General features: G+C 71.4%; 1 protein-coding gene. It reads right to left on the bottom strand.

The genetic code is table 11. The features are described 5' to 3' along the window. Positions 1-120 precede the first annotated feature (120 nt). A partial coding sequence (yjjJ, locus tag AC1DXV_RS34785) for a type II toxin-antitoxin system HipA family toxin YjjJ (RefSeq protein WP_477938066.1) occupies positions 121-1275 on the bottom strand: 1155 nt, incomplete at its 5' end.

Genomic DNA, 1275 nt, shown 5'->3' with positions numbered 1-1275 from the left:
CGACGAGCAGGCGGAAACGTTCTTCGCTGTGCTGCAAGGGCTCCGCGGGGTGGTCGGCGGTCATGAGGCTGCACCCTAGCACAGCGCGCCGCGGTCCGGCCCTCGGGGCGCTGCGGACCGTCAGGTCCTGGTCGCGAGCCGCCGGACGATCGCGCCGTTGTCGTCGCAGATGCGCCGGAACGCGGCGCTGATGCGCGGGTCCTCGGCCGCCGCCTGCCAGAACACCATCGCCGCCTGCGCGGCCTGCTGCCACGCCTCGCGCTCCGAAGGCAGCGGGCGCGGCGGCGCGAAGTTCTTCTCGGGCAGCTCCACGCCGCGCACCGGCGCGTACAGCATCGGCAGCACGTCGTAGGTTGGCGAGAGCTTCAGGCCGGGCACGAACGACAGGTTGCCCTCGTGCATGTCGGTGTTGGCGGTGAGCCGGCCGAAATGCCAGAGGCGTGCGATCTGGTCGTGCGTTTGCGCATCGATGAATCCGAGCGCGAGCAACTGCGCTGCCGCTTCCGTCCACGGGCGCCCGGCCAGCCCGAACATCGCACCGCTCAGTGCCGACCAGGAGCACAGCGCCGAACGCCCGAGCAGGCCGTGCCGGTCGAAGCGCACGACCTCGAGGCAGGTCCGGTTGCCGGCGCGGTGGATGGTCGAGCGCGCGGCGGCCAGCCCCAGGTGCGCGGGGATCACGGTCGATGCCAGGTGCTCGCACACCAGCAGGTCCGACCAGCGTTGCGTGATCGCGGAATCGTCGGAGCCGGAGAACTTGACGATGACGTGCGCCGGCATGCCGTCCAGCCGCCGCACGGCCGTGAACTTCGGGAACTCGCCGCCGGCCGACGAGCCGGCATCGCCCGCCGTCATCGCGCGCTGCGCGAGTTGCGCATAGGCGGGCTCCACCTRTTCGTCCGCGATCGGATCGGGTTGCTGGTCCTGCCTCGATTGCCAGAGCCGGAAGGCCGCTTCGCCCAGGATGAAGTTGCCGCTCTGGTCCGCGCCCAGCAGCGACAGGGCGTGCAGCGCATCGTCATCGGACCAGCGCGCCGGGTCTTCGCCCACCCCGAGCAACGGGGCATGCTGGCGCGCGAACTGCCGGCCGAGGAAGCCCTGCGGCCGGAGGTCCTGCAGCGGGTAGGGGACGCCGTCGAACCAGCCGTCCTGCATGTCGGCCTCCATCGGCCATTCGAACGGCTCGATGAAGTCCAGCGCGCAACCGTCGGGGTAGGTGAGGTGCAGGCGGGCGACTTCGGCCGCGTCGCCGTGCGCGTCGATGCGGTACAGCGG

The organism is Rhizobacter sp. P3_C12 (assembly GCF_056402735.1).
Note: the sequence above shows the minus strand (reverse complement) of the source record. Positions and strands in the feature narration are given on the sequence as shown.